Annotated in this window: 17 protein-coding genes and 1 tRNA gene; 10 read left to right on the top strand and 8 right to left on the bottom strand. The window is 54.9% G+C overall.

Annotation, left to right across the window (positions count from 1 at the left end; translation table 11 throughout):
- Positions 1–163: 163 nt before the first annotated feature.
- A complete protein-coding gene (locus tag P9L99_07630; GenBank protein ID MDP8223211.1) occupies positions 164–331 on the top strand; it encodes a hypothetical protein in 168 nt (55 codons plus the stop codon).
- A 23-nt stretch (positions 332–354) separates the two neighbouring features.
- The gene (locus P9L99_07625; GenBank protein ID MDP8223210.1) at positions 355–837 is read left to right on the top strand and encodes a hypothetical protein; all 483 of its coding nucleotides are present in this window, start codon (positions 355–357) and stop codon (positions 835–837) included.
- A gap of 515 nt (positions 838–1,352) precedes the next feature.
- On the opposite strand, the gene P9L99_07620 is transcribed toward P9L99_07625, so the two are convergent.
- The gene (locus P9L99_07620) at positions 1,353–1,610 is read right to left on the bottom strand and encodes a GIY-YIG nuclease family protein (protein ID MDP8223209.1); all 258 of its coding nucleotides are present in this window, start codon (positions 1,608–1,610) and stop codon (positions 1,353–1,355) included.
- 56 nt (positions 1,611–1,666) lie between these two features.
- A tRNA-Asn gene (locus P9L99_07615) sits at positions 1,667–1,739 on the bottom strand.
- Positions 1,740–2,975: 1,236 nt separating this feature from the next.
- Between P9L99_07615 and P9L99_07610 the strand changes: the two genes are divergently transcribed.
- From P9L99_07610 to P9L99_07595, 4 genes are all read left to right on the top strand, one after another.
- Positions 2,976–3,200, top strand: a complete 225-nt coding sequence (locus P9L99_07610; protein MDP8223208.1) for a hypothetical protein — start codon at positions 2,976–2,978, stop codon at positions 3,198–3,200.
- A 273-nt stretch (positions 3,201–3,473) separates the two neighbouring features.
- Entirely contained in the window at positions 3,474–4,787 is a 1,314-nt protein-coding gene (locus P9L99_07605; protein MDP8223207.1) for a radical SAM protein, read from the top strand.
- Positions 4,784–5,674 carry a hypothetical protein gene (locus P9L99_07600; protein ID MDP8223206.1) on the top strand — a complete coding sequence of 297 codons (891 nt, stop codon included), beginning with the start codon at positions 4,784–4,786 and terminating at the stop codon, positions 5,672–5,674. Before P9L99_07605 ends, P9L99_07600 begins: the two co-directional genes overlap by 4 nt.
- Positions 5,671–6,726 carry a hypothetical protein gene (locus P9L99_07595; protein MDP8223205.1) on the top strand — a complete coding sequence of 352 codons (1,056 nt, stop codon included), beginning with the start codon at positions 5,671–5,673 and terminating at the stop codon, positions 6,724–6,726. Before P9L99_07600 ends, P9L99_07595 begins: the two co-directional genes overlap by 4 nt.
- Before the next feature lie 98 nt (positions 6,727–6,824).
- On the opposite strand, the gene P9L99_07590 is transcribed toward P9L99_07595, so the two are convergent.
- Positions 6,825–7,955, bottom strand: coding sequence for an MFS transporter (locus tag P9L99_07590; GenBank protein ID MDP8223204.1), 1,131 nt, complete (start codon positions 7,953–7,955; stop codon positions 6,825–6,827).
- A 289-nt stretch (positions 7,956–8,244) separates the two neighbouring features.
- Positions 8,245–8,928, bottom strand: a complete 684-nt coding sequence (locus tag P9L99_07585; protein ID MDP8223203.1) for a hypothetical protein — start codon at positions 8,926–8,928, stop codon at positions 8,245–8,247.
- 235 nt (positions 8,929–9,163) lie between these two features.
- On the opposite strand from P9L99_07585, the gene P9L99_07580 reads away from it, so the two are divergent.
- The gene (locus tag P9L99_07580; protein ID MDP8223202.1) at positions 9,164–10,705 is read left to right on the top strand and encodes a DUF1566 domain-containing protein; all 1,542 of its coding nucleotides are present in this window, start codon (positions 9,164–9,166) and stop codon (positions 10,703–10,705) included.
- A gap of 5 nt (positions 10,706–10,710) precedes the next feature.
- Here the strand turns inward: P9L99_07580 and P9L99_07575 are convergent, their stop codons facing one another.
- Positions 10,711–12,009 (bottom strand): hypothetical protein, encoded by a 1,299-nt coding sequence (locus P9L99_07575; protein ID MDP8223201.1) that lies wholly within the window; start codon positions 12,007–12,009, stop codon positions 10,711–10,713.
- A 109-nt stretch (positions 12,010–12,118) separates the two neighbouring features.
- On the opposite strand from P9L99_07575, the gene P9L99_07570 reads away from it, so the two are divergent.
- Together P9L99_07570 and P9L99_07565 are read left to right on the top strand one after the other, a co-directional pair.
- A complete protein-coding gene (locus P9L99_07570) occupies positions 12,119–12,649 on the top strand; it encodes a YcxB family protein (protein MDP8223200.1) in 531 nt (176 codons plus the stop codon).
- A gap of 158 nt (positions 12,650–12,807) precedes the next feature.
- Positions 12,808–13,893, top strand: a complete 1,086-nt coding sequence (locus tag P9L99_07565; GenBank protein ID MDP8223199.1) for a hypothetical protein — start codon at positions 12,808–12,810, stop codon at positions 13,891–13,893.
- Between the two features lie 45 nt (positions 13,894–13,938).
- Here the strand turns inward: P9L99_07565 and P9L99_07560 are convergent, their stop codons facing one another.
- The 3 genes from P9L99_07560 to P9L99_07550 all read right to left on the bottom strand — a co-directional run bounded on the left by P9L99_07560 (position 13,939) and on the right by P9L99_07550 (position 19,617).
- Positions 13,939–15,207, bottom strand: coding sequence for a DUF4185 domain-containing protein (locus P9L99_07560; protein MDP8223198.1), 1,269 nt, complete (start codon positions 15,205–15,207; stop codon positions 13,939–13,941).
- Positions 15,208–15,245: 38 nt separating this feature from the next.
- The gene (locus tag P9L99_07555) at positions 15,246–17,066 is read right to left on the bottom strand and encodes a hypothetical protein (protein ID MDP8223197.1); all 1,821 of its coding nucleotides are present in this window, start codon (positions 17,064–17,066) and stop codon (positions 15,246–15,248) included.
- Positions 17,067–17,292: 226 nt separating this feature from the next.
- Positions 17,293–19,617 carry a hypothetical protein gene (locus P9L99_07550; GenBank protein ID MDP8223196.1) on the bottom strand — a complete coding sequence of 775 codons (2,325 nt, stop codon included), beginning with the start codon at positions 19,615–19,617 and terminating at the stop codon, positions 17,293–17,295.
- A gap of 170 nt (positions 19,618–19,787) precedes the next feature.
- On the opposite strand from P9L99_07550, the gene P9L99_07545 reads away from it, so the two are divergent.
- The gene (locus tag P9L99_07545; GenBank protein ID MDP8223195.1) at positions 19,788–20,405 is read left to right on the top strand and encodes a glutathione peroxidase; all 618 of its coding nucleotides are present in this window, start codon (positions 19,788–19,790) and stop codon (positions 20,403–20,405) included.
- Positions 20,406–20,407 lie beyond the last annotated feature (2 nt).

Genomic DNA, 20,407 nt, shown 5'->3' with positions numbered 1-20,407 from the left:
TTTCCTGTCGCGAACCCCGTGGGTCGTCACTCTCAACGACGGGTGCCCCCAAAGGGGGGGTTTCCCCCCTTTGAGAAAGCTCCCGGGGTGAAAAAGGAATTCCACCGGGCCGCCCCCCCCCCCCCCCGTGGAAGTAGTGGAAAAGTAAAAAGGGACGGGGCCAATGAGAACGATTGGTTGTCTTTGCCTGACTGCGGGATTGCTTCTTATTGTCTCCTTTTGCCTGGATTTTGATGTGGGATTTGCTTTCGTTGAAACGCTGCAAGCGGAACTTGCGACGCTGGAGGCGGAAAACGCAGAATTGGCGACCGACTTAACCGGGGAGCCCTAGCTCACCCCGAAAGAAACCTAAAAATGGAACAACTATACACGGAAGCGGCAAGCACGATATCGACGTTTATTATAGCTTTGCTGTTTGCTTTGGTTGCATTTGTCGCATTGTACTTCTATTCAAATCGCAATAAAGCATCTAAGGCAAACGGGAAACCTGAAGGCAATATTGAGTACGTTTCATTGGTCCTCCCTAAAAATAAAATCATTATGGCGGTAGTGATCGTTGTGACGTTGTTTTTCGTTGCCGGTTTCTTACGCCTCTACTACGGAGGCGGCATCGGGCTGAAAGTGTTGCCAAAGCATAGTTTTGGTTTTACGGACACGGTTGTGAACCTGGACGACTTGCTTGGAATGCCGCGCATTGTTTTCGCCGCGACGCACCCTGCGGTTAAGCGCCAACTCGAAGAGATTGGCTTTTTGCAAACAGACGAGGAACTGAAGGAAGAAATCATGCGCGAGATGAATGAAACGATTCAACAGAACTTGCGAGATTTCGGCCTTTAGATTCAGATGATGCGTGTACCCTGGTGCCTGTGGGGCTGGAGGCCCCCTGTACTGCGTTATCCTAGCCCGTTACTCGCCTCATACGCAGCATTTTGAGGCGTCCATTTTTCGATGATTGCGAGGGCCACAAACGCAGGGCGGGCGGATACCGGCCCCGCGTGGCGTGCCGTCTTGAGTGCTTGAAGTTCCGAGACATAGGCCCGGCGCGTCTCGGAGGGTAGAAGATCGGCGGCGGTTTTTGTTCGGGCGTGGCTTGCGGCGCGCGAAAACCTCACGCCGCGCGAAGCAACGGCGACAGAAAAAAACATGGGAAAACGAGCCCGCTTGCTAACTTATTGCTAACTCAAAAGAAGAGGGCCTAGGCGACAAGTCGCCCGAGGAAGGGCCTCTTTTCGCGTCGCGTTGGTGACTCTATGGTGACTCAAAAGAAACGGGCCTAGGCGACGAATCGCCTAAGTCCTTGGAATCACAAGCTCCACAGGAGGGGTTCGAATAACGCCTCCGGCGGGACCGCTCTACCGTCGGATTTCTTGGTCAACCAGAAAACGCTGAATCCCTCGTTTTTTGATTTGTTTCTCTTTTGCCATCGCTTCACTTCGTGTCGGTAATTCCATAGACCAAACAAGACGCCAGGGGCCTGGGAATCGTTTGGTGGTTTGGGTGCCGGTGTAGTTTTGATCGTTGTGTCGCTTGAGGCGCTCTTCGAGGTCTGCCGTACTGCCACAATAAAAGCGCCCCGACGTTTCACTCTGCAGCACATAAACGAAAAACATAGAAAATCCAAATAAAAAGGCCCCGCCGTTTTCATGACGAGGCCTCCAAGATGAAGCTCCACAGGAGGGACTCGAACCCCCGACCAATCGGTTAACAGCCGACCGCTCTACCAACTGAGCTACTGTGGACCAAATTATCAAAACGCGACCAATCCCGCCACTGGCGGGACCGCTCTACCAACTGAGCTACTGTGGACCAAATTATCAAAACGCGACCAATCCCGCCACTGGCGGGACCGCTCTACCAACTGAGCTACTGTGGACCAAATTGTCAAACCGCGACCAATCCCGCCACTGGCGGGACCGCTCTACCAACTGAGCTACTGTGGACCAAATTATCAAACGGCAACCAATCCCGCCAGTGGCGGGACCGCTCTACCAACTGAGCTACTGTGGACCACAATCATAAAGAACAACGGCCGGTGTTCACCGGCGCGAGTTCGGGTTTTGCCAAAAAACGGTCTCCATGTCAAGCTGAATAAGAACTCAGTCGGCGCCTGCCTGCAAATTATCCGTGGCGATACCGAGACTCAATCCGCGCGCGCCGCCGTACGCATCCGGTTTGCCGGAGGAGTTTCCTCGTATCTGCTCATTTCATTCTAAACAATGAACGAATCCAAAAATCTGCCGGCGAAAGAACTAGCTCGTAAAGTTCGACGATCAACTATCCCCAGGGGCAACTTTTTCGAAAGCGGCATTTAGAATTCCCCCATCTCCCGGGCATTCCTTCGACCAACGGTAAATCCAGTTCGTTGGGCGTCTCGCATAGCTCCACACGCCCGACTTGCACGACGCCTCCGTCGTCACGACGCCGCTTGCGTGGCACTCAATCCCGCTCCTAGCGAAATCAATAGCCGACCGCCTTACACCACCGAAAGCCACGGCCTCGGACGTTACAACACCGTCTTCGATCTCGATGCCGGCACTATCGACCTGTGCCGCTCGGTCTCGCCCTGAAAGTTTTTCGCATGACCAAAGCCGCTTTCGAGCTTCACACCCAGGTGGCCCGGCGCCTTGGCACCTCCACCCTCATTCACTTCTTCGACGGCGAGCCGCACGACGCAACAGTTCTATAGCCTCTGCCCCCCAGCTCGTAGCTTTCTTAACGTTGCCGGTTAGTTTTTTGAAGCCGTAAACCGCAATCCGTCGAACCTATTTGGTTAACAATTACGACGACTCATCAGTATATCTTTTTTATTTTTATTATTCTTTTTACTTTTTTACTTGATACGCTATCCGTTTCATAATATCGATAGTATACATTATTATGTATTCTTCGTTCTGTTTTTCAATACGGTTTCATTTTTATTGTATAATGGTAATCGTTACCAATAACAAGTCGCCCAAACGTAAAAGGAGAGAGAAATGACTCCGAAAGACGCTTACGCGAAAATTTACGCCGACCCCAAACTACAGAAAGCATTCTCTGAAAATCCAATTGCTGTTCTTGCAGAACTAGGTGTCGAAAGCCCACTGATTGTCGTTAAAACTAACGTGCCGAAACCCGCCGGTGCATTACCAACTCCGGGATCACAGAATTGTGCTTGTGTCTCGATTGGATGCATAGTCTGTGGCGACGTCGGCGCCTAGCGACGTCGATAGACTCGATTCCAGTTCAGAGCGTACGCATACAATATATAAGATTTTTTGTTTCCTTCAATACACTCTTACGTGGGCTTTCATTCACTAGAGCCCACGCGACGCCTTGGGAGCCCAGTTACGCCCAGCGGCCGATAGGTCAAGGATGGTTATGTAAACAGAACCGTATTTTCCTATCGAACTGAATAGACCGGTGGCATAATTCGCAATAGCCGCTGGGCGTAGTTTTCATATGTCTTATCCAATTAGGGGATTGCATTAAACATGAGTTACCTTTCGTGCCACGATGGTGTCACCGTCCGGCAGGTTGGTGAGGTTTTTCTAGCATCGAAACCCGAAATTGGAGCATTCTCTGTTCTGAGAGAAGAAGAACTGCTTCCTTTCGCGATCTTCCAACAATGCAATAATAATTTTGATGAGCTTTCGTCTCATTATTTGCGCGCCGGGATGCCCGACAGTCACGAAATAGCGCAAGGATTCATGGACATGCTAGCCCAGGACGGATGGCTTCGCCGTTCCTATTCTTTAAACGATGGCAGTCCTCTGGAGACTGTGTACTTCACGATTACCAAGCGTTGTAACCTATTCTGCCCTTATTGCTATCTTGGCCGGAATCATAACGAGCAACAGTTCATGTCGTTAGCAGAGGCAGACAATTACTTGACGTTAATCCAGGCGGAAAATCCTAATAGCCACATAATAATTACCGGTGGTGAGCCGCTTATCCATCGCAATTTTTTATCAATAGTCACACTCATCGGCCAGAAAGACCTTCGATGTGCCGTATTGACCAATGGAACGTTGCTCACAAAGGAAATGGCCAGTCGCCTTAGCACATGTGAACATATTTCTTACATTCAAATCAGTTTGGACGGAATCACACAAGACGTACATAATCGAACGCGCGCGGGGTCGTTTGAGAGAACCATGCACGGCATCAATAATGCAATCGCTGCCGGGCTACCTTTCACGTTGGCTCCGACAATCCACAGTGGTAATTTGCATCAGCAAGTGGAAATCGCTCGCTTCGCTGTCAGGAACGGCGGATATTACACACCGAACAACTTTCGAGATTTTCCTCACGCAACACCGGCAGGATTGTCTCTGACTGGAGCGTCTCTCTATTCCACAATTCGCGATGTCAGCAACCACTTGAGAGAAGAGTTTGGCTTGGAGACGTTGATGCGAATTGAGAAGAATACCTCCTTGCGCCTAAACAACCCGGTACCAGACAGGGATAAATCAGTTTGCGGCATAGGTCACATGGTTATTGATATCAACTGGAATGGCGATGTCTATCCGTGCAACCTCCTCCGCGAAAGTAATTTTCTTTTAGGCAACCTGCGCGTGAATGCATTCTCCGATATTTGGGACAGGGTTAACGACCTCGGCATTCGAACTCGCGCTTTTGACATTCAAAAATGCAGTTCATGTGAAGTTATCTCTCAATGCGCCGGTGGTTGCCGAGCTGCTGCGTACTATGCTTACGGCTCGTTCAATCGAGAGGACGATCTATGTGACTCATTGCACGCATCACATGTCGACAAACAAATTAGATCAAGGCAGAGTAGCGATTGAATTCAACCTTACCGATAACTGATCGCGATCAAAAACCGGTTGAAAATGAAGGCCTGCCAGGATCCATGCAACAAGTCGTTCTAAGGGACATCGATATAGATTCGCAAAAAACAATTTCCTGTAATACTGCTCTTTACTTTTGTCCGTCGAGCTCATCCTTTGTCCATGGGCCCATTCTTCTCCGATACGTTATCACCGCTGCCGAACAAATTCTGGCCGACGGCGAAAGAATTGATACCGTATTAAACATCCGATATACGAAGCTTATGCATGAAAATATAAAAATCATTGTCGCCGACGAGACGCAGTCAGGCTTTTACTCTTCGACGGATTTTTCAGTCGTTGGAATGCTCAAGACCAATTATGGACGCCGTCTGGCATTCTATTGTGCTTCCTTGCCTGGCGACCGGATTGACCGCACTGCCGGCATCAACCGGATCGCTGTTGAACCACTGATTCCCTTACGATTGCGCGGTTCAAATGATGAATGCATGATTTTTTTGAATCCCAATGCCATGAAAAAGCACGCCAACTGCGATCTAGACGATAGAGCAATGTCCCTATATGTCTACTTTGATCTTGCTATGAACATTCTAATTAATTTCCAGAACGGCTTTCAAAAAACCAAAAGCTGGTTTCTTCTTGCAGGGGAAGTTAAAAACATTACAATATTCGTAGACTTAAGAGACATTTTAAGCAACGACGCCGTAATACAAGTACATAGGCTCAACGGTGTTAAGACAATATCCAGGAGCGGGCTAACGCGTATTACCTTCGCAGTAACCCTGGCTCACTCTGGAAGTGAGTTGTCGACTATGTTTGCAACTTTCTTTGGTACGCAATCGATCGACGTTATAACAAATCTAACGAAACAAAATACACAATGAAAACTATTGATATTTACGCGCCGCTGCCCGATCACTCCAAGCTGAATATTCAACAAGCGCGCGACATATGCGAGCAACTTAACCGAGAATTGATACCGTATCTATACTCAAGGCTCAAGGATATCTACGCGATGAAAGAAGTAGATACTAAGGCGTTTGTCCGGATTTATGAGCTCGAGTCCAGAATTTGTGAAATAAAACTATATCAGCGTTCATTAGCGGCCAAATTCGGTATGAATCACTTTTTTGTTCCCGCTCAGGAGAAGAAATTGGATATTACGGATATCGATTCCGATGGAGACTCGTATATTTCTTGCATTGGAAGTCTTTTTCATTGCCCGCTAAGTTCAGACCATATTCATGGACCGATCATTGCCTATCATGTCGCCGTTGCCGCAGAGACCCTGCTGAAAAGCGATGAACGTCTTGTAGAGATTGAACGAATTACTTGGCGAAAGGTGTGTAGAACCGAAGTGAGAATATTGGTCGTGGATGCCGGCAGGCGCTCCCTGGAGCAAGCAGAACGCTGTATAGTGCAGGGTGTGATTGTAACCAGTGGAAAAAGACGCTTTGAGTTTCAAGCGCTGGAGATTCCGGAGAACCCGGTTGTAGCTGAGGTGGCCGATTCAGAGCCAACGGCCAACGTGTTTGCAACCGGCAAATTTCGTATCGACCGTGAAAAAGATGTTTACGAAATGGATCTCGATACCTCATTCATAACTGACTTTATAACGAAAGAGCGAAAGACTGGCTCTTTCATGCTTTATTCGCTTCTTGACTTACTTTCGCGATTCGTTTCCAGTGTTTCACCTACTGACGAAACTGGACCATTACTCTTTTGCACGCTTGCAGAGTTTCCAATTCCGAAAAAACTTTCGAAAAAGGTTTCGCTAGATATCCGCATTCGCAGGAAAGACGCGATTCGGTCGCGTTCCGGATTCCTCTTAATTCCCGCCGACGTTCGGCTCCATCCCCACCAGAGTTCATACGGCGAGGGGTGGTTTGCCGAAGCGTGGGACCAGAAGAAAGCTACGAAACATCTACGAACTTAGTCGGACATCTGTCTCCATACTACTGTAGACCACAATCACAAAGGACAACGGCCGGTGGATAGGTGGGCCCTGCCCCGGTGTCCGGACACCAAGCCCGTTCAACCGACTTGAGGCCGCAAGCGCCGCCAATAGGGATAGGCCCACAGTAGGAAGACCGCCAGCCCCAGCACAATGAAGCTCCAGGAGAACAGATACACGTTCTCCAAGCTCGTCTGCTTGGCCCAGAAACCGGTGATGTAACTGCCCACGCCGATGCCCAGGTCGAAGCTGATAAAAAAGGTCGAGTTCGCGGCGCCGCGCTCGTTGGGCTTGGCCACGCTGTTGGCCATGGTTTGCAGAAGCGGCATGATGATACCGAAGCCGAAGCCGATCATGCCGCCCGCCATCGCGAACTGCCACGCGTTGCCCACGAAACTGAGCCAAAACAGCCCGGCCGCAAAAAGCGCCATCGCCCCGACAACCGGCCCGCGGATCTGACCGCGATCGAAGCCGCGTCCAAACAGCACGCGCGCCAAAATCAGGCAGACCGAAAAGACGACGAAAAACGGGCCGGACGAGCCCAGGTCTTTTTCGGCCGCATACAGACTGGCGAAAACCAGCGCGCCACCGTACGGGAAGGTGAGAAACAACATTGTGATCGACACGGGCAGCGCCTTTTTCAACAACAAGTCGGCGATGCGAAACGGCCGCGGTTTCTCCGGCGACGGCGCGCCCCGGGTCATCACACCGACGCCGAGCCCGACAAATGAAATCAGCGATAACGCCACAAACAAGACGGTCGATCCCCACTGCGCCATGATCGCCAGCCCGATCACCGGTCCGATCGCCGTGGCCAGCGGAAACGCCAAGGCAAAGATACCGATCCCCTCCCCCCGGCGCTGAACCGGAAGAATATCCACCACCATTGTCGAGGTCGCCGTGGTAACGGTCGCCCAGGTGCCGCCGTGCAACAGCCGCACACAAATCAGGCCGATCATGCCGCCGGCCAGCGCGTACGCACCATACAGAGCGGAAATTAGAACGAACGCCGTCATGAACACGGCGAAACGCGGTAGGGAGTCCAGCAAGTAACCGGCAAAGGGTCGCACCAACAATCCGGCGATCGAAAACACGGCGATCACCATGCCGATCTGGCTGTTGTCGAAGCCGAAAACATTGCGCATATACAGCGGCAATGTCGGCATCAAAGCGAAAAAGGACGAGGCGAGAAAGAGGTTGGAGAATGTCACCGCCAAAAAAAGCCGCGTGAAAAGGGGCGGTCGATCAGAGGCTGATGAATTTCGCGGGCGCATAAACCGTCCTACGTTTCGTTGGCAGTTACCGGAAACCGGCAATCCCGCCGCGTGTTGCGGCCTCGGAATCGCGGCCACCGAGCCGCACAAAGGTTAACCGGCCAACCCCGACAAAAAAAGGGGCAGCGGCGACCCGCTTCCATTTCTTCGCAAGCTGTTCGGATTAGGTCACGCAATGGTCAGGATTCGAGGAACCGACATGCCGGCCGTCAACCTGGTGATCACCCTATTTGAACACAAACTGCAGGCCCACGTTGACGTGGAACATCGCGTTACCGACTTGATTGATGCTCGCGCCGAATTCGGGGAAGACGTGAAACGGTCCGGCGACCTGGATGCGGCAACCCACGAACAGGTCGTTCTGAAGACCCCACCCCGGTGAGATCAAGAGCAGATCGTCGTCGTCACCATCGTCGTCGTCATCGTCATCTTCGAGTTTCATGCCGTAGAAATAGATCGCCTGCGGACGGTATGCAAAGACCGGTTCCCAGCGGCCGAAACGACGGCTTACCAACAAAGTCGTCATCAGGTTCGAATTGATCAGGCCAATGCTTACGCCCGGCATCAACGCCAGCGAGAGAGGTTTGTTCTCTTCGTCGAGCAGCCCGAATTTCAGGTCCGCGGTCGTCACCGTCGCGTACGGATTGTAGCCGCCGCCGGGCATGAAATTCGTTTCGATCTTGCCCCCGAGGTCAAGCCACGGGTTGAGGCCGGCGCGACCGCTCACCCCGGCGCCGTAAAAAGTGCTGTCCCCCACGAAGTGGCCGGATCCGATCACGCCGAGTTCGAATTCACCGCGTTCCAGCGTTTTGGCGGTCGTCAAATTGGAATAAGTCGTACACGACGCCAGCCCGAACAGGTTAAAGCCAAAGAATACGAAAACGGCAACCACATTTCGATAATCGAACATGACGTTTCCAAATCTTCATAAAAGAGTTGCGCTTTTTCTAAAAAAACCAAACGAATACAGAAATCTACAAAGCAGCCTCTCTCTTTGTCAAATCGATGAAATTCCGTCTCATGATGACCGCCCTGTTTTACCGAATCTTTACAAATAGGCCCTTTCGCGTGACAAAAGCTTTACGATGGTCGAGTAAATTGATTTGCAGTCGAATCGGGAACGGCAAGCTTTAGGAGATACACGCATGAAACGAACGGCATGGTTTTGGATGGCACTACTGTTGATTCCGGCGCTTTTGTTGGCCGGCGCCTGCGGCGACGACGATGACGACACCGCCGATGATGACGACAATAACGACAATGACGACGACACCGCCGGTGATGACGACAATAACGATAATGACGACGACGCCGCAGAATACGATTACCCCATTGTCGATACCAACCAGACAACGTGCTACGGCAATGCGAGCGCCATAGGTTGTCCATCGGCAAACGGCTCGTTCTTCGGCCAGGACGCGCAGGTCGACGGCCCTCAGCCCGCGTACGAGGATAACGGCGACGGCACCGTCACCGACCTGGTCACCGGCTTGATGTGGCAGCAGGACCCCGGCGACAAGATGTCGTTTGGTGAGGCCGCTGCGGGTGCGGAGAGTTTCTCACTCGCCGGTTACGACGATTGGCGCCTGCCGACGATCAAAGAACTGTATTCCCTGATTCTCTTCAGCGGCGTCGATCCCAGCGGGTACGAGGGAAGCGACACCTCCGGCCTGGTGCCCTTCATAGACGACGAGGCCTTCTCTTTCGCATACGGCGACACCGGCAGCGGGCAGCGGATCATCGACTCACAGTGGGTGACCAGCAGCACGTACGTCGCCACCGTGATGGGCGGCAACGAGTGCTTTTTCGGCGTCAACTTCGCCGACGGACGCATCAAGTGCTACCCCACCGCCAATTCGCCCAGCGGTTACTTCACGATTTACGTGCGTGATACCGGCGCGTATGGCGCCAACAGCTTCCATGACAACGGCAACGACACCGTGGCCGACGACGCGACCGGCCTCATATGGCAGCAAGACGACAGCCAACAGGGCATGGTGTGGGAAGACGCCCTCGCCTACTGCGAGGATCTCGAACTTGGCGATCGCGATGATTGGCGTTTGCCCAATGCCAAGGAACTGCAGAGCATCGTCGATTACGATCGCTCGCCGGATACTACCTCATCCGCGGCGACCGACCCGGTTTTCAATGTCTCAAGCATCACCAACGAGGCCGGGCAAACCGACTTTCCGTTCTTCTGGACCAGCACGACGCACGCGAATTTCACGACGGATCACGACGGTGCCAACGCCGTCTACGTCGCGTTCGGCAGAGCCCTCGGATACATGGATGGCAATTGGATTGACGTACACGGCGCGGGCGCCCAACGCAGCGATCCGAAAGAAGGCGATCCGGCCGACTACCCGGAGGGCCACGGTCCCCAGGGCGACGCGATACGCATCTTCAACTACGTCCGTTGCGTATGTGACGACCCGAACGCCGGTGTTGGTGACGACGATGATGACGATAACAACGACGATAACGACGACAACGACGATGACTCGACGCCGCCGGGTGAGCCGCCGCAAGAAGCCATCGACGCCTGCAACGACAAGGACGAAGGTGACGATTGCGAATTCGAGGCGCCGGAAGGCACGTTAACCGGCACGTGCGAAATCCGGGAGGAACTTCTGGTTTGCGTGCCCGAGGGCGCACCGCCTCCGCCCCTGCCCGCGTTCGAGAACTAGGTTGTTCAGTATTCCGGAGTTTCGCTGACCTCGAGGTCGAACCGACGCCAGCACATACTGTAGTAAGTGCCGTCGAACCAACTATCAGATAGTGAACTGATCAGCCAGCCACCGCGACTGTCGCCGTCCAGATACCGTGAGGCAAAGATCGCCGGATAACCGGGGTGGAAGGTTTCGGTCCAGCCGCCGGTCCAGGATTGCACGGTGATTTTCGTCCACGGCCCCCACGGTTGCGGCGCTTCGTAGAAGATCCACTCGTACACGGCGCGGGTGCTGTAAAGGTAGCGGTTCAGTTCCGGCAGAAAGATCACGGATCCCTGGCCGATGCCGCTGTAGTCGTGCGTGTACAGCGTGTCGTCTTCGATCACCGGCACTTTGTCTTCGATGTCGGCCGACCAAATCGGCGCGTCGCCATCGAAACCCGCGACAAACTCCCAATCTTCGCGGTTAAGAATGCTGTCGCTGGGCACGCGGGCCAAAAAGAGTTTGGTTTGGTCGAAATCCTCCGCGAAACGCCAGTTGTAATCCAAACCGTATACATACGTGTACTCGTCCACCGCGTGCTGCTGGCACTTGCCGTAATCGAGAAAAAAACCGGTCGTGAACACGTGGTCGGTGAACATCGGCTGCGAGCGATCCACGTACCACGTTTCGCCCAAATCCGGCGTGACGGAAATCGAACCGTGTGGCGCGTCGCCAAAAGGTTCTTCGGTCAGGAAATTAGCCAGGTTTTGGTAGAACATGTAGAGGTTGCCGTCGACACACACCAAACCGGTTGGCTTGCGGGAGTACTTCCAATGCTCCGGCCCCCATTTGGCGGCAACGTAGGCACCGTACGCTCCCGGAATAGCCTGTCCCTCCAAGTTCGGCGGCTCACCTTCGACCACGTTGAGAACCACTTCGCCGAATACGCGGCCGAATCCGAAGCCGTCGCCGTTGGCGGTGTAAAGCCGATCGTCAGGACCCCAGGCGTTGGCCCAGAGATCACCGGTGGATCCCGGGACCCAACGGTTGACTAGTTTGAATTCGGTGCCGTCGGCTGCGTCGACGTTCAAGATGGGATAAGAAGGCACGGGCGCCGTGTCGTCGTCGTCATTGTCGTTGTCGTCATTGTCGTTGTCGTCATTATCGTCGTTATTGTCATTATTGTCGTCATCGTCGTTGTCATCATCGTTGTTATCATCGTCGTCATCATCGGCACCGACGGAGGAATTGCCGTCGTCATCGCCGCCCGAACCGCAAGCGACAAAAGCCAAAAAAAGGCAGAGTGCGACCAAGACCTGTAGCGTTGAATAGGTTTTCATCTCAACTCCCAACCTAATGATTGTAGCTGCAAACTCGCCGAATTTCGAGTATGACATGTGAGCGAACGGACTGACCGACGGCGTACCCCCTCGAAATAAAGGAGCGCCCATGAATATTACGTACTCGTTCGATGTGAGCGATGTGTCCGCGCTGTCCAGACGAATCGCCGTCTCGTCGTCTCGATATCGTTGGGCGCGTCGCGCTGTGCTGCTGATTGGCGCCGCGGTCGTGTTTTCGGCCGCCTGGCCCGGCGAAGAATCCCAGGCACCATTTTGGGCCTATATGGTCGTGGGCGTGTTCGGGATTGCGATCTGGGCCGTGTTGCTTTGGCTACTAACACGGTTTTTGTCCCCCCTTCTGAATCGCTTTTTGTTTCGCAAAGCGGAAAACCCGATGTTCGGCCAACCGGTAACTCTCACCTTGGCCGGCGACTACTTTACGATCGAAAGCCCCCATTCGAGCGGAAAAACCAAATGGAGTTTGGTCCATCGATTCGACGTTACTTCGACGCATGCCTTTCTTTTCGTGGGCTCGTTTCAAGCGTACGTGATCCCGCGCGCGAAGGTCGTTTCGGGCGATTTCGACGCCTTTACGGCCGAAGCCACGCGCCTCTGGAAACTCTACACCAGCCGTAATTAGCCGCCGCTCGCGCGAGCGCCGCTCCGGCCCCGGCGTGCTAAACTAAAATTCGTCGAAAAACGCAACAACGATAGAAACAGAGTGTCTAAGTCGTTATGACCGATCACGAAGAACACGGCGCCTCCGCGAATACCGTGAGTCCCCCAAGCAGCCGCGCCATGCGCTTGGTATTTGTCGGTGGACCGCTGGTGGGTGTGGCGATTTTCGCCGCGCACATGCTTGCGCTTTTCCTTCTTCGTCCGTTGCTCGGCGACGGCATTGTAACCCCGCGGCTTAGCTGGCACGTGAAATTGCAGGTTGTCTGCGCCTTGCCGTTTTGCGTATTGTACGCGCCAATCATCGTAGCCCTTGTCGCGGTGATAGCCGAACGGAATAAGAAAAGCCTGAGTTCGCTACGCTGCGCCTTGGCCTCGCTTGGCGCTGGGTTCGTTTTCTTCCTCGCGGCCTACGCTCAAATGGGTAGCTGGGAAACGGTGCCGGGCGCGCTTAACCAATTTCCGTGGGTTTGGATCGGCGCGTTCGCGTTAGCCGCTGTGGCGATGTTTTTCACCGCGCGCCCCGACGAAACAACCACGTCTCTCTGGGCCTCGTTTCGCCAAAGCCTTACGGAACGACCGGTGTGGATTATCTCGATCGCCGCCGGATTGCTCGTGCTGGGCCTCGTCTTAGCCTGGAATCATCCGACACTCTTGACCCTCCTAATACTCCTCGGATTCTTCGCCGTGGTTATTTTCTGTCTGGCCTCGGTCGCCGTAGCAAATCTCAACGCCCGCATCAAAAGACGCTGGATCCCGACGTTGGCGACCTTGGCAATCTTCATCGCCGGCGCACTGGCCGTGTTTTTATCCGCCATGGTCGCGGGCGGGATCGGCAACGCCGATCTCTGGACCAACCTCGATGCGGCAATCGTGATGGCGCAAGACTTCGGTGGCCTCGCGTCGCTACCACCCTCGGCCCGCGCTTTGGACGGAACCGTTGTCGGCAGCATGTTTACACACCCGGTGTTTCTGCGGTTCATCGCGGACCCGGAGGATATTGACCGCTGGCTGGCATCCTCGCCGGGACTGGAAGAAAAACCGCCCGATCCGTTTCCGTCGCATTTGGACTACGGCGGACCGCTTTGGGCGCCCGAGGAATTCGGCACGCATTTCCGATTGTTTCACGCCGACGGAAACGGCAACGGTGGCTACGTGATCGTCAATGACGACACGCACACGGTATTCGTGGATGTTTCGTGGAGCTAGCGGATATATAATTTACGCTTATTAAACAATCAGATGTATATCACTTTACTCGATTTCGATCTCAAAACGCCGCATGCCGTAGCGGTAGTAGCGGTTTTCGTAGAGGTCCAGAAGCGAGGACACCAGCCAACCGCCGCGCCCGTCGGCATCCAAATAGCGTGACGGAATGACCGTGGCGTAGCCCCCCATCCAATCTTCCGATCCGGGCTGTTCGTGCCAAGGCTTGATGCCGCAGCGAGTCCACGGCCCCCACGGGAACTCGGCCTCGTGGAAAATCCAGGCCGAATCCGACCACGTCGAATACAAATATCGGTTCAACGCCGGAATGTAGACGATCGAGCCCTGGGACACGCCGGTCAAACCGGCATACTCGGTTTCATCCTGCAGCACCGGTGCCTTCTGCTCGATGTCGTAGGACCACGTCGGCTGCCCGCCGTCCAGGCCGGTGAAGAACTCCCATTGGTCGCGTTCGGGGATGCGGTCGGCGAGCACGCGCGCCAGGTACATCTTCGTCGAGCGATACCCTTCCGAGTAGCGCCAGTTGTAGTCGAGTCCGTACACATAAACGTACTCATCCATGGCGTATTGGTTGCAGCGGCCGTAGTCGAGGAACATCCCCGTGGTGAAAACGTGGTCGTGGAACATCGGGGCCGTATCGTCCCAGTCCCACGTGCGCCCGTAATCGTCGGACCACGAGATCGAAGCGGCCGGCGCATCGCCAAATTCGTTGTCGGAAAGGAAGTTCTTCAAGTTCTGATAAAACAGATACAGTCGACCATCGACGCAGGTGATGCCCGTCGGCTTATGCGAGACCTTCCAGCCCTGCGGCGGCCACAAGCGGCCCAGGTGTTGCCCCCAAGCCTGCTCGATCTGTTCCCCTTCCATGTCCGGCGGTTCGCCCCATAAGCGGCTGACCTTCATATCCGCCCAAACCCAACCGAAGCCGAAGCCGTCGCCATTAGCGGCGTAGAGGTTGCCGTCGTCGGCCCATGCCGTCGGCCACAGGTCGCCGCAGGAAGAGTTGAAAACAACCGGCGGCCCCATATAGGTCACGGCGTCTTCGGCGAGCACATTCAGGATAGGTACCGAGGGCGGCGGGCTGAAATCGTCGTCGTCATTGTCGTCGTTATCGTTGTTGTTATCGTCGTCGTCGTTGTCGTCATTATCGTCGTCGTTATCGTCATTGTCGTCGTCGTCGTCATCACCGGGCAAGCCGGTGTCGTCGTCATCGTCATCGTCGTCGCCGCTGCAAGCAACGGCGAGGCATAGAAAAACCAAACCCAATATGATCGGGAACAGCGCCCCAAACCGCATCAGCTCTTACCTTCCTCCCCGGCGGCTGCTCCTCCGGCCTATAAAAACGGCCCATAGAACATGACGGTAAACCCAGAGCCCGCGATGATCCCCACTTCGCTGCAGCCCGTCGCGTCGCAGTCAAAAACATGTGCCGTGTTGTGAACCGGCGAAGTGTAGTCCCAGTCGAACAAGATCAAATCGGGCGCCCAATCTCCAGTCAGGTCGAAATTCGTTTCGATATACTGTGTGCTATGGGAGCCGGCGTCATGGTTGAAAATTTCCGTGAGGGCTTCGCCCTGAAACACTTGCATGGTGAGGTCGTATTCCCATTCCGAACCGGTCCAAGTCGTGTACGTGGACAGAAGCGCTAAATCGAGCGCGCCGTCGTTGGCGAAATCGGTCAGCGATACCCGCATGTTTCCCGACGCGCCCAGGTCAATCGTCCGCACCGCCGCGCCAAGCGTGTTCGAATCGATATCAAAGAAGCTAAGCTCGCCGACGCGGCCGCTGCCTCCCGGATAACTGTCGTACAACGCGAGATCCGGGTTATCGTCGCCGGTGAAATCATAGCCGATTACTGCGTCGTTGCGTCCAAAGTAGTACGCCACGCCGCTGCTGTGACCGACCGGGGACGAGAAATCGAAAAGCTCCGCGTATCCACCGACGCCGGTGTAGCCGGTATACGCCGTTCCGGTCGAAGGCGAACTCAAGGTCGAGATGATGTCGTTCACTCCGTCCAGATTGAAATCCGCGACGGGACCGGCGCTAGTGTAAAGATCCGTCACTTCCGTCGTCGAGAACACCTCGTCGAGATCCGCCCCTCCCAGAATGATTACCTGGGAAGTCTTGATCAAGGTAATCGGGTCGGTATAGGTGCGGAACATAAATATTTCGTGGGTGCCGTCGCCGTCGAGGTCGCCAAGACGAAAACTTGAATAACCGGGGATACCAACATTGATCGGGTCGGATACTGCATTCCGCGCGCCGGTTTGCGTGTCATAGACACGAAATTGCTCGTAGGTGCTGCCTCCGTCCTCATATTCAACCCGCACCACCAACTCGTGAACGTCCGAAGCGGTCACGCTGGCCGCCGTCGGGAAAACGGACGTGCCCTCGGCGTTGTGCAGAAACGAAAGGAATTCTGTCGCTCCACCGCTAATCTCGACGGCCATTGCCCACTCGTTGGCGGGATCCAATACGCGATACACTTCCCCGGACTTGCCGCCTTTGCATCCGCCGCCTGCAATGTTGATCAACAATTCCGGAAAGCCGTCGTTGTCGATGTCGAGGGGCATGGCACGCGCGTCGCAGTCTTCAAATGGACCAAACTCCTGCGCGGGCTCAGAAAACTCACCATTCATGTAAATCTCATAGCTGCCGACGGGTAGTGCTTTGGGGGAGATGGTTCTCAGCGAGACGACCACATCCCAAATTCCGTTGTTGTCGAAATCAGCCATCGAAACGTCCGGGTATAGACCATCGCCGACGTAGGAAAGGATCGTTTCCTGAGTCCAGGTGCTTGGATCCAGCAACATGTAGTGCGTTTGCCTCTCGGAAGTGGAGGTGTACATACTCATGAAAATTTCATTCTCGCCATCGCCGTCATAATCAACCGGAGGAATACAATTGGCCGTCGGGTACGAAATCGGCGTGTCATCATCATCGTCATCGTCGTCCCCCGTCGTATCGTCATCGGCGGTTGTGTCATCGTCGCCTGCCGTGTCATCGTCGCCGCTATCATCGTCGCCGCTATCATCATCACCGCTGTCGTCATCGCTTGCATTAGCGTCGTCGTCATCATCGTCGTCGCCGCAGTCGCAGCCGGCAACTGTGATAACGAAAACCACCATCAACACAAGAAAAGCCAACAAAGCCAATCACTTCATCATCACACACCTCCCACCATCTTTGTTTTCAATCGTCAACCGCAATTCTCCCTGCTCTTTGGCGGTAAGGCAAGACTTAACACCTCGAAAGTGTCGATATTGGACTTTTTGCAAGCCGGTTATGCGGTTTGAGGGTTGGCTTTGTCTAGAGGTTCTGCCGAATCCGTTTTTCCCACGGATGAATCGGCCCTCGATATTTTGCCGCGTGGCGGCTGGTTCACTCGACGCGACACCCTTTGGCCGCAAGTAAAAAGCTCTGGTCTTCGGCGTCGAGCTCCCCGCTGCGATCCAAATCGGCGCCGTCGCACCAATCATTCTGCTCATCGCAGGCGGCTCCCTGGCCGTGGAGCGACCAGGCGTGATTGAACAGCGAACTGTCGGCGTCGTCGACAAGACCGCTGCCGTCCAGATCCACGACGCCGCAACCCAGCTTCGCCCACGCGCAGTCCAGCGTGTGCGGATCGGTCGTGCACAGATACGCCTCATGCCACAACATGATTTCCGAAAAACGCCGGTGGTGGTCGTTTTCAGTCGCCTGCCACTCGCCGTCGGTGCCGATACACTCGTACCCGTCGCCCGCGCGCCGCACCGGCACCATATCGCCCCACACGTCGAGATAGCGATCCTGAATCCAGGTGTTGCGGCTCCAAAGGAAGCCGTAGTCGGGATGCAGGATCGAGTCGTAAATCTGCTGATCGGTCATCAGCGGCCGTTCTTCGGTATCCGGCATGGTGAGATGTTCTTCGAGGAGGGCGATTCGCTCATCACCCAAGTCGAATCCGGCGAAATCCGCCAGCGGCGTATCCAAGTCGTACATGCGGCCGTACAGCGCCGCCATATACCGCAGGTTGCCCACATTGGAGAGAATGGCGTCCGCCTCCTCTCCCAATTCGGCGTGCGCTTTTTCCCAGGCGACGGCGTCGTCTTTGATTCCGTACACCAGGTCGACGAGAATGTACGTGATATCCATCAAGTTCTGCAGCGTCTGGCGCGCCTCGCGGTACAGCGGGTCGTCATTCGCATAACGCGCGTACTCACAAAGCGCCACGGCGCCCAGCACCATTTCTTCGAAATCGTCCACCGTGCTGCCCAGCAAACCGAACCACAAATCGGGGTAGAGGAGCCCCAAGAAGTGCGCCACGTCGTACCACGGCACCCCCAGTACCTCGAAGCCCAACAAGTCGCCCCACGTCGCGCCCAAATAGGCGTCGTCGATGCTCGTGCAGTTGGGCACCGGCGCGGTCAGCGGCCAGCCCAGCAAATCGAAGATGTGCTGGATGCCCTGCGAGACGAAATCGCCCGGCATGGGCAAGGCGGGCACCGGGTGCTGCAGCCCCTCGCTGCTGACGGCCTGCGCCATGTACACCATCGTGCAGGAACCGAGGCTGCCCAAATCCTGCCATTCGATTTCCCAGTGGCCGTCGGGGCGATTGTGTCCAGCCGGCGTGAGGGTTTCGTAGTCCGTGAATTCGTCGACGGTCATTTGAATCATGCCCGCCTCGGCAATCGCATCACCCGTGCGGTTACCGGCGTCGGCGGCTCGTTGCGCGGCCTGCCGCACGTCCGCGGGCAAGTCACGAGTTTGCAGCGCTTCGAACGCCGCGAGATACCCCATCGCGTAATCGGTGAAGTTGTCTCGCGAATTATGGTTGCCCCAATAGGCTCCTTCCCACTGATACCCTTCCGGCACGCGCTTCCACGACGAACAGCACTCACTCAGGCGCAGGTAGTTCGGCAATTGGTGTTGCGACCATGACACGGCAAAGCTGGCCAGGGACTGAATCGCCTTGTGGTTGAAGTAATATTCCTCGGGGTTTTCCCGGTACGTGAACACAACGTCCTCGTAGAACGTGTCGAGTATTTCCTGCTCCAGGTCCGACGGGTAGGTAACCGGCGGCGTGATCGCCTCGCCCAGGCGCGTGCGGTCGATGGTTCCGTCCACGCCGTTCATGACGCGCTTCCACGCCGGCAGCGCCTCGCGGCAGGTCAAGCCCGGATGGCCCGAAACGGCCTCGTTGAATGCCAAGCCCTCGAACATACGGATCAGCGATAGCTCCAAGAAACGCCCGCCGATGGCCTGGTATAGCTTCCACGTCGAAAACGCGGTCATGCCGATGGGGCTGTTGTTGTCGGGACCCGGCACCACCTCGTACTCGTCGCCGGTTTTCGCGTAGTACACCGTGTCGAAAGCATTGGCGAACACGGCGTCGCCAGCCAAGCCGAAGCGGTTGAGCGCCAGCGCCGCACGCTCGCTGCGTTCGCGATAAAGAAGTCGAAACGCATCGGCCTTGGCGTCTGGATTTATCTCGGGCGGCGGGTACGTGTCGTCGTTGTCGTCGTCGTTGTCATCGTCATCATCGTCGTTGTCGTCATCATCGTCGTCGTTGTCGTCGTCGTTATCGTCGTCGTCGTCATCATCAGTGACCGCAGAATCGTCGTCGTTGTCGTCGTCGTCGTCATCGTCGTCGCCGCAACCGAATGCGAAAGCCACCACGACAATCAACAAAAACAGGAAAAACAGATTGTGCGCCTTGGTCTTCATGAGCCACCCCTCTTTAAAAAACAAGATATTGTATCCGGCCGCCGCCACGGGTAACACCCCTTCGCCGCCGGTAATTAATTGCCCCGTGCGTCTTGCCGATCGGCAACCGTGGGTTATCTTTCCTGTGAATCGACATGAAAAAACAAACTGGAAAATGATGAGGTTACCGCATGATTTTCGGAAAAGCCCGCGTCCTCCGTTACATTGTCCTGTTTGCCGTAGCGTTCGGCTTTCTGCTGATTCGGACGTATTGGCAACAACCAATCGCTTTAGCGGAAGGTGACGCCGAGATGACGAAAACGGTTTATGACTTCCACGCCCAGACCCTCGACGGAAACGACGCCTCGCTTGCCGAGTACAAGGGCAAGGTTTTACTGATCGTCAACACCGCCAGCAAATGCGGGTTCACGCCGCAATACGAGGGCTTGGAGAAGCTGTACGAGACCTACAAAGACCGCGGATTCGCGGTGCTCGGATTTCCCTGCAACCAATTCCGAAACCAGGAGCCGGGATCGGCCGCCGAGATCAAGAAATTCTGCAAACTGAATTACGGCGTCACCTTCCCCATGTTCGGCAAAATCGACGTCAACGGCAAAAACACCCACCCGCTGTACGTTTTCTTGAAAAATGCGCAACCGGGCTTACTGGGTTCCGAAGGCATCAAGTGGAACTTCACGAAGTTTCTCGTCGACCGCAACGGCAACCCGGTGCAACGCTTCAGCCCGCGAACCGAACCAAGCGAACTGACCGACGATATCGAAAAATTGCTGAACCAACCGGCGAGTTGAGC

Source organism: Candidatus Lernaella stagnicola (assembly GCA_030765525.1).
Taxonomy (GTDB): domain Bacteria; phylum Lernaellota; class Lernaellaia; order Lernaellales; family Lernaellaceae; genus Lernaella; species Lernaella stagnicola.
The sequence above is the reverse complement of the archived record's forward strand: the minus strand, read 5'-3'. Positions and strand labels throughout refer to the sequence as shown.